Origin of the sequence: Methylobacterium sp. WL120, assembly GCF_008039465.1 — a bacterium.
GTDB classification, from domain to species: domain Bacteria; phylum Pseudomonadota; class Alphaproteobacteria; order Rhizobiales; family Beijerinckiaceae; genus Methylobacterium; species Methylobacterium cerastii.
The window spans coordinates 1-8,442 of the sequence record NZ_VRUT01000181.1; the positions used below are offsets into that span (position 1 = coordinate 1).

An 8,442-nucleotide genomic window follows, 5' to 3' on the forward strand; every position below is an offset into this window, starting at 1 on the left:
TTCATGCCAGCCTTCTCCGCTTGGCCGGCTGCGCTCGCCAGACCAGCTCCGCCGGCCAAGCTACCCGTGGCGGAGCGGCCCACCGTGCACTAACTTTACCCTTGGACCACCTCGTGGGGGCCGATCACGTCGCGGGCGAGCATCGCCGCAGGTCGGTGCATTGCGATCTCATCAGAGATCAGCTCGATGCCGATCCAAAGAAGCGTCGAGACGCGCCCACGAATAGGCTCGACCTCTCGCTGGCAATCTACGCTGGCGCGCCAGACCCAGGTGGACACATCTAGCGCAGGGCCCCCAGCGCAGGTTTCAAATGTTCCATGCGCGGCCTGCATCCCCCTCATCCAAAGTATAAGTAGTGTTTACGCAAAAGCGGTCCTGAACTCGCATTTCCGTACGCCTAGTTTTGCCTTAGGACGCAAATAGTCACATCAAGTTTTGAGCTTGTACAACCATTGGTTGTGCAATTGTACGGGACTTTCATCTTATGGGCGAAAATTCACTACTTATCTCATCTTTTGCCGGAAATGCCGATAAACGCCGCAAGGGCGCGCTCTTTGGGCAGGAGCCGAAGAGTGTAGGCAGGCCCGCGAACGTCAAGCTGATCACCTGCGTACATCAGGGCTTCGAACTCTACGGCTCGGACCGGTGCTTTATCGAAACGGTGCAGACCATCCGTGCTGCCTATCCGACTGCGCGGATCGACGTCGTGCTGCCACGCTCCGGCCCGATTGTTACGGCGCTGGAGGCGGTCGACTGCCGCATCGTGATCGAGCCGCTGTGGATCCTACGGCGCAAGAATTTCGCCCGGTTGGCAACGCTGGGGATGATGGCGCTGCCGTTCGCGGTAGCGCGTGCATTGCGCCGGATCTGCGCGAGCGACCTGGTCTACGTCAACACCACGGTGGTGGCAGATTATCTCCTCGCCGCCCGACTGGTGCCGGGGCGCAGCCTGGTCCATGTTCACGAGATCCCCGAAGGCGCAGTCCTGAAGGTGTTGCGCGGGCTGATCCGCTGGAGTGGGGCCAACGTGGTGTTCAACTCGCGCGCCACGGAGGCCGCCTACGGGATGCCGGCCGCGGTTACGGCGCGGGTCGTCTACAACGGGATCACCGGGCCTGCGCTACCGAACCGGCAGGATTACGACGGCACGCGGCCGCTGCGGCTGCTGATGCTTGGGCGGATCAGCCGGATCAAGGGCCAGGACGTACTGGTCGAAGCGCTGGCATCCCTGCCGCCGGCTGTGCGCAGCAAGATCGAGCTACGCATCGTCGGTAGCGCGTTCGAGGACACGGCGCGGGAGGCGGCGCTGTCCGCCCGCATCGCTGAGGCTGGCCTGTCTAGGCAAGTCAGCATGCAGCCTTTCGTCACCGACCCGAGCGATCTCTACCGCTGGGCGGACGTGGTGGCCCAGCCATCGCAGATGCCCGAATCCCTCGGCCGCGTGGCGATCGAGGCGATGTCGTACGGTGTGCCGGCCCTGGTCACGAACCTCGGCGGTCTGAAGGAAGTGGTGGCCGACGGCGCGACGGGGTGGGTCGTTTCGGCAGGGTCGTCGACGCTGCTTGCGCAGACGCTGGCCCGGATCGTCGCCGATCCGTCCACTTGGCGCGGTTTCGGTGCTGCGGCGCGGGCGCGCTACGAGAGGGTGTTCTCGGCACCCTCCGCCGCCGAGGGGATCGGCGCCATGCTGCGGCTTACCTTACGTGGATCGCGACAGAAGCCCGCTGGAGCGTTGAACGAGGCTGTGACGCGCCGGTCCGCTTAACCCTTTTCCCGTGCGCATTCCATGTGCAAGGCCGAGCCATATTCTAAGGCTACGCCTGCGTCTTTAAAGATCACCAGAACTTCGCCGCGCCGGTCGAGCGACTAACGCCTAAAGGGTGCTGCAAGGTCTTCCAAGAGACCGCCATCAAATCGCGTGCCGACCGCATCGCGTCGAAGCGCGTGATCGGCCGTCTAATCGAAGGCGACGTGCTCAGGCAGATCGGCTGCAGCGAACTCGTGCTGTCCAAACCCTCAATCAGCACTTCAGCAAAAGGGCTTTTTCCCCAGCAATCAATTGAACGCCAGGTCCGTTGGCGAAAACAGCTGCAGCTCTGTCGTTAAACCATGTCGGCTATTTAAACGTCGGCAAAACGTGGGCCTGCGATGGTGGTAGTGGCGATGTTCACGTATCCGGTTTGGCTCATCGCGCTACTGAAATCAGCCAAACAGCTTTCCGCTATTTCCTGCCGTACGCACAATTGTGGCTTACGTCCGCTTTGTGGCAATGACGAGTTCGTCTCGTACGGCCGGGTTGGGTCGAAAGCGGACCCAAGGCATGGGTTCCACCCGTCAGATTTTGACCTCTAGCAGGACGATCCAACTCAGCTCGCTTCGCCGCTCATCAATATAGCTTTCTCGCACTGGCATAAATTAGATGTGAAGACCTAACTCACCTCTAGCTGGTCGAGACAAAATGAGAAGCATGGCTCTAGCAAATTTACAACGTGATCTTGTGCCGACGTTGCCACCATGGGAACGTCGTAGGATCCGAACTCTATCCCAGGGAATGGAAGAGCAACGTGCTCGTGTGATGAGCTCACTGGGTATGATGCATGACTTCTACCGCAGAATGGATGACTGCGGAAGTATGGACGAACGCGGCAATAACATGAAGCTGTGCCGAGTGCCTTTGTGCCCTCGTTGCTTCATGAATAGTCGAGGCAAACAAACGGGTATCGCGATCAAGCGAACCTTCGCGGGGGCGGCCAACGAGAACATGGCGTTCCTCACGTTGCTGGTACCGCCCACGACGGACCTCAGCGTGGTTGATCCTTGCATGGGCAAGACGGAAAACCGTCTGCGGAACCTCATCCGTAACAGGAGAAAAACCGACCCTCGATGGGATACCGTTCAGTATACGGGCTGGTGGGAGATGGAGCGCCATGACTGGCAGGACTTCCACGGGTTCGGCCGCAACAAGAAACTCGCTATGGAGGGCTTGGGCTGGCCCCAATTCGCGAACCACAACGACGACACAGTGTGGCAGCCCCACCTACACGCAATCGTTTGCCTTGGCAGCGTTAGCAGGGATGAATTCGCTGAAGCTTTGAGAGCAAAAGGGCATGGCTCTCCCTATCAGGTGGACTTACAGGGCTTCGACCAGCGCAAGGACGTGGACAAAAACATCAGCGATCTCGTTCGGTATTCTATGAAGTTCCGAATTGAAGCCGATTACAAAATGTCTTCGGCAAAGCTGTCGTGGGATGGCACAGCCCTGTCGTTGCAGAGAGATTGGTGGAGAGACAAAGACATCAGGGATTACGTGGAATGGCTTATGAGCAAGAGAGGGGGATTTGAGAGATTACGGACGAGTGTGGGTGTTAAGCAGGTGGGTGTTTTATAACTTTTACATACAAGATACGAACTAGCTGTCCCTGTATTCGATCTGATCGTAGTGAAATACAGAGCAATCTTCGGTTGAACGGCAGGACAACGGTAGTAGCGTTTCGGCATGAGAGCCACACAGGCTCCAACGGAGATGCAGATGTCGGTGCTCAAGACCCTCAAGCTCAGCAATGCGGCCCCCATCGTTACAGCTGGCGATCCGCTGGCGCGCGCTCGTGACAAGCTGCTAGGCAGCCTGGCCGATCAGCGGGCCTTCGCCAGCGCAGTGGTGGCCGGGGAACTCTACACACCGCCCAAGAACCTCGTGAGCCGCAAGAACGAGGCAGGCGAGCGGGTCAGGGTCGAGGTGAGCCGGCGCATGCGCAAGGGTTGGTTCGAGGACGGCACGGGTACCGTGCATTTCGCAGCTCGCGTGGGCGGCAAGCCGCTGGAGCTGGCCAAGGGCAAGCAGGCAGTGGAGGTGGGCACGCTGGATAAGCTGCCGTCGGTCATCGATACCCTGATCGAAGCCGTACGCGCGGGTGAACTGGACGCCCAGATCGCCACGGCCGCTGAGGCACGCGGGCTGATGATGGCGGAGCGTCGCAAGCCGAAGGCCGCTTGAGTGCCCCCATCCTTTCGACGAGCAGCGGCGACCCTGCTGCTCGTCCTGCCGTCATCGCCGATCTGGGCTGGCACGTCCGGCTGGCCCCAGCGGCTCGCCGGGATGCGCCAGTGCTATGCGGCGCGACAGATCTTCATGGAGGCAGCCGGGGATGCCTCATCCCTGCTGTGGTGGGCCTCCTCGGACAACCATCGCTATGGCTTCATCAATCCCTCAGTAGTGATTGATGCCCGTCAGCGCGTTCAGGAGATGATCGCCGCTGCCGATTGGCGCTTTACCAGTCTGGCCGCGCGCGAACCGGTGGATGCCCGGGCATGCCGGCAGCATGCAAATAGTGCCGGTGCTCGCGTTTTTTCCCTAACGCGCGATGTCCTCGCGGGGCATGCGATGTCAGTGTCTCCTGGCGAGCAGCGCTCCAATCAAGCGCTTGGCCATCAGCAAGCGCCCAGGATACCCCAGGATCGCAACGCTGATACGCGCGTGCCCTGGCCGTTCCAGTAAACGGAAACCGCTGAGGGAGCGTACTACCGTTTCAGCCAAAAAAGGTAGAACTTACGATCTTATGGGATGGCCACTCAGCCTCGAACAGCAATTTAATAGGATTTTTGACCGCATTCATAAGGCCTTAGCTGAGCGGTACCGGCCACCACGATCAATGCGCTGTGCCCGTGGGACTGGCGAGCTGGACATCAAACCGCCCATTCTGCGGATATGCTGAACCTTCGATGGAATAGATGCAAAAGCGCAAAAATTGATTTCGTTGGAGGATTTCTCGGCACTACCAAAATTGCGGTAGGGGTTGGAACTCCAGCGAGCCGTCTGCGTGATTTACGATGCATGACGATTGTCGATGAAAGGGCGCGATGCAGAGCATACGTCGAGGTCTGGTGCTCGCTGGTGCCGTGTGGATCGGAGCCATCGGCGCCGTATCTGGCAATCCAGCTGATCTCGAACGGGGCCGAGCTTTATCTGCCAAAGGCGACTTTGCGGCAGCTATTAGCGCCTTCAGCGAGGCCATCCAAATAGCCCCCAGTGATCCAGCGGCTTATAATGCTCGAGGCTTTGCCTATCTCAAGATAAAAGATAACGCTCACGCTGTTGAGGATTTCGACAACGTTATCCGGCTCGATCCGTCTGACGTATCGGCCTACACGAACCGGAGCGCCATTCACCTTGGAGAGAAGCGGCTGGACGCTGCAATCAGCGACGCCAGCGCAGCCATACGCTTGCGCCCCAACGAAGTCGCTGTCGCTTACGGCAATCGAGCTGCGGCTTATCAGATGCAAGGGCGCGACGATGTAGCAGCGGCTGACTACGATCGTGCTCTTGAGATCAATCCACGATTTGCTGACGCGCATTCGGGCCGCGGTACGCTCTACATGCATGCAAAGGACTACGGCCGTGCTTTGGCAGCGTACGACGCAGCTCTATTCTATGCGCCGGGTGTAGCGCGATACCTCAATGGCCGTGGCGTTGTTTATCGTGGCTTGGGCAATGAGGAGGCAGCAAGAGCTGATTTTAGCGCTGCGATAGCAGCCGAACCGCAAAACTCAATGTATTATCTCAATCGGTCCTACACTTTTGCACGAAACGACCCAACGAAGGCTATCGTTGATGCAGATACCGCGATCCGACTGAACTCAAAATACGCAAGGGCGCTACATTATCGCGGATCCCTGAAACTCAGCCTCAAACAATACAACGCAGCCATCACCGACCTTGACGAGGCTTTGCGTTTAGATCCGAGCAATGCTCGCGCCAGGCTTGAACGAGGTGAGGCACATTACCGGAAGGGAAATTGCAGCTTGGCAGCAGCAGATTTTGACGCTGCTATTGCGCGAGATCCTAATCTTGACCGAGCCTATCTTGGTCGTGGAGCATGCCTGCTTGGGCGAGGCGATCTGAATGCTGCCCTCTCAGCAATCGACAGTGCGATCAAATTGAAGGCTGATGATCCCGGCGCGTACAATCTTCGCAGTATTGTGCGCGAGCGGCAGAGCGATCTCAAAGGCGCATTATTGGACCTGAATGAAGCCGTACGCCTCGGCCCATCCTTCGGCACGGCATACGCAAATCGCAGCCGTGTTCACGCTCTTCTGGGTGATAAGGTCAAAGCAGATGCTGACCGTGTTAATTCCGATCGTCTCAGAACGGAGGTTCCCATCGATGCCTCCAAAATCGTCCCATCGGCGAACCCTCTGACTTTTCAGGGCTCAAGACCGGTGTCCGAACCGACGAGATAGCAGGCGTCGTCGTTTGAGAAGGTATGTTCTCCCGTCGGCGTGCGACACGTCGATCGGGATGGGGCGTGCGGGGGAGTTGGACGCGTAAAGAGCGATGGCTGCCAAGGCACGTGGCCTGATGATGGCGGAGGGTCGCAAGCCCCGGGCAGCTTGAGCCCCTGGCGCATGGTGGTGAGTGGCTGCGTTAATCCAGCCTTTCACTACCCGTCTGCCACGGGTACGTGGTCCGCCGCGCATACGGCGAAAGGCTGCGTTTTAGTGCTTTTTATGCGTGTATTCTCAAGAGCTTAGGCGAGCCAATGTCGTCGCCAGCTACTTGCGCGCAGGACATCAAGATCCAGCGATTGCGACGCTGCCAACGGCCTTCGCGGCCCATTCCCGGCCACCAATCAATGCGCGAGGCCCACCGGCTTGTCGAGCTCAACCCGAAACCGGATTGCCCGATCGAACAGGGGGGCTTTTCGATATTGCCGATCACGCAGCCATGAAGGGGCGCTTTCATCACCCACCAGCCGTGTTTCGAACAGACCCAACCATGTCAGCGGCCGCAACACCCGGCTCTCGAAAGCGAACCCTGCGAAATCCGCCGGGCCGTAGTCCAGCGCGGGGTCCCAAACCGTACAGCTGCGCATCAGGTCTTCGCGAGCGATCCATTCCGGCGACATGACGGAAAGGCACCACAGCACGATGCCGATGTGGTTCTGCGGCCAGGCCTCCACGGGCACGCGGTCGAAATAGCCAAGGTTGACGCGCCAGAGCATCGTCTCGAACAGGCAACGGAACAGATCCGCAGCTTGGTCGTCACGAACAAGCGTTGCACCAGCTTTGGTCACCATCAGCCGCCGCTGCCGTTTGCGAAGCAGCTTGGCAGTTTGCGCGATGATCCGGGTAGCCTCCACAGGCATCACATCGATCTCGTTGAGCACCTTGTTCATCGAGAGCACCTGGGCCTTGTCATAGCCGGGCCAGGTCATGGCATCGAAGAGCGCCCGAACGTCGGCGCGGCTCAGCGCACCCGTGGCGGTCAGCGTGAGGCCAGCGAGAGCCTGAGCCCGCTGGATAATCAGGCGCGTGATACCAACCAGTGGCGCGGCCATCGCGTGATCCGCTTTGGCATCGACGGTGATCACCTCCGGCATTCCTCCGGCCGACAGCTCCAGCAGGGCATCCAAGCTGGATCGGGTGAGGAGGCCCCAGACAGGGGGATGGGTGAGCGTGGACATGAGCGAATATGTGCCACCGCCCCAGCGGTTCTGGCCAGGGTTATCAGCCTTGCTCCAGAACGCTCACCCACACGCTTGAACGGCTCCCGGGCTGCTGGGGTGCTGAACCCGCGCCCCGCCGGTGCTGGGGCTTCCTGGGCGCGGGATGACAGCTGTCGCTGTGAGGGGAGGGGGCAGCACTCCGAGTGGGATTGCCCATCTGATCCTCCTACGACGCGAGGATAAGGAATGATCCGGCTCTGGCTCACGAGCACGGCCATCGGCACGCTCGCAGCTTGGTACTCGGGCCTCGATCCATTCGCCCCCTACTTGTACGAGTTCATCATCCTCGGCGCGTTGGTGTTCAGCGCTGGCGTTCTCATCCTCGTGGCGGGCATGATTGGTAGCCCCATCCTCATGCTGCTCGTCGTAGGAGCGCTTCCCCTGGCCATGGGCTACAGCGAACGCTTCCTGCAGGGCGAGATCAAACCCAGCGGCGTCTTCCACCGCTAAACAGTCGATGCACCTTTGGACCTGGTGGGCGCCTACATTCCGGATGGTCGGGGGGTCGGCATAGTTGCGCCCTATTCCCCTGCGACGCGTTGGCTTGTCGGAGCGGCGGGGCATAATGCGCAAAAGTCTGATCGCGATCCTCATCTTCGCTTGCGCCGCGTCAGGGTGCGTCTCACGAACCGGGACCGGTGTGGGCTCAAGCCGCACAACTGCGTTTAATCTTGATCCTGATCGCTCGCGGTCTTGTAACGGCGGCCCGGTCTATCAGCCCTGCTAAATTTCATTAGGCGCCTTTGGCCGTGCGATCCACTTTAGTGCGGCATCAAACTCGGCCTCATCCGCGCTGGCACCAGCCGCCCGTGCTGATCGGCCCCCACGAGGTGGTCCAAGGGTAAAGTTAGTGCACGGTGGGCCGCTCCGCCACGGGTAGCTTGGCCGGCGGAGCTGGTCTGGCGAGCGCAGCCGGCCAAGCGGAGAAGGCTGGCATGAA

General features: G+C 59.8%; 7 protein-coding genes. 6 read left to right on the forward strand and 1 reads right to left on the reverse strand.

From position 1 onward, the window contains the following. The first annotated feature begins 484 nt into the window (after positions 1-484). From FV229_RS23175 to FV229_RS23195, 5 genes are all read left to right on the forward strand, one after another. Entirely contained in the window at positions 485-1,765 is a 1,281-nt protein-coding gene (locus FV229_RS23175) for a glycosyltransferase family 4 protein (protein ID WP_147754214.1), read from the forward strand. 867 nt (positions 1,766-2,632) lie between these two features. Further along, positions 2,633-3,388 carry a hypothetical protein gene (locus tag FV229_RS23180; protein ID WP_187275260.1) on the forward strand — a complete coding sequence of 252 codons (756 nt, stop codon included), beginning with the start codon at positions 2,633-2,635 and terminating at the stop codon, positions 3,386-3,388. 141 nt (positions 3,389-3,529) lie between these two features. Continuing rightward, entirely contained in the window at positions 3,530-3,994 is a 465-nt protein-coding gene (locus tag FV229_RS23185) for a hypothetical protein (RefSeq protein WP_147754216.1), read from the forward strand. Next, positions 3,995-4,495, forward strand: a complete 501-nt coding sequence (locus FV229_RS23190) for a hypothetical protein (protein ID WP_147754217.1) — start codon at positions 3,995-3,997, stop codon at positions 4,493-4,495. A 386-nt stretch (positions 4,496-4,881) separates the two neighbouring features. Then, positions 4,882-6,237, forward strand: a complete 1,356-nt coding sequence (locus FV229_RS23195) for a tetratricopeptide repeat protein (RefSeq protein WP_187275261.1) — start codon at positions 4,882-4,884, stop codon at positions 6,235-6,237. Between the two features lie 389 nt (positions 6,238-6,626). Here FV229_RS23195 and FV229_RS23200 read toward each other — a convergent pair whose 3' ends face one another. Further along, a complete protein-coding gene (locus FV229_RS23200) occupies positions 6,627-7,409 on the reverse strand; it encodes a hypothetical protein (RefSeq protein WP_147754219.1) in 783 nt (260 codons plus the stop codon). 279 nt (positions 7,410-7,688) lie between these two features. Here FV229_RS23200 and FV229_RS23205 point away from each other — a divergent pair, with 279 nt between their 5' ends. Further along, positions 7,689-7,952: a hypothetical protein gene (locus FV229_RS23205; protein WP_147754220.1), complete on the forward strand. Its 264-nt coding sequence runs from the start codon at positions 7,689-7,691 to the stop codon at positions 7,950-7,952. The last annotated feature ends 490 nt before the right edge of the window (positions 7,953-8,442 follow it).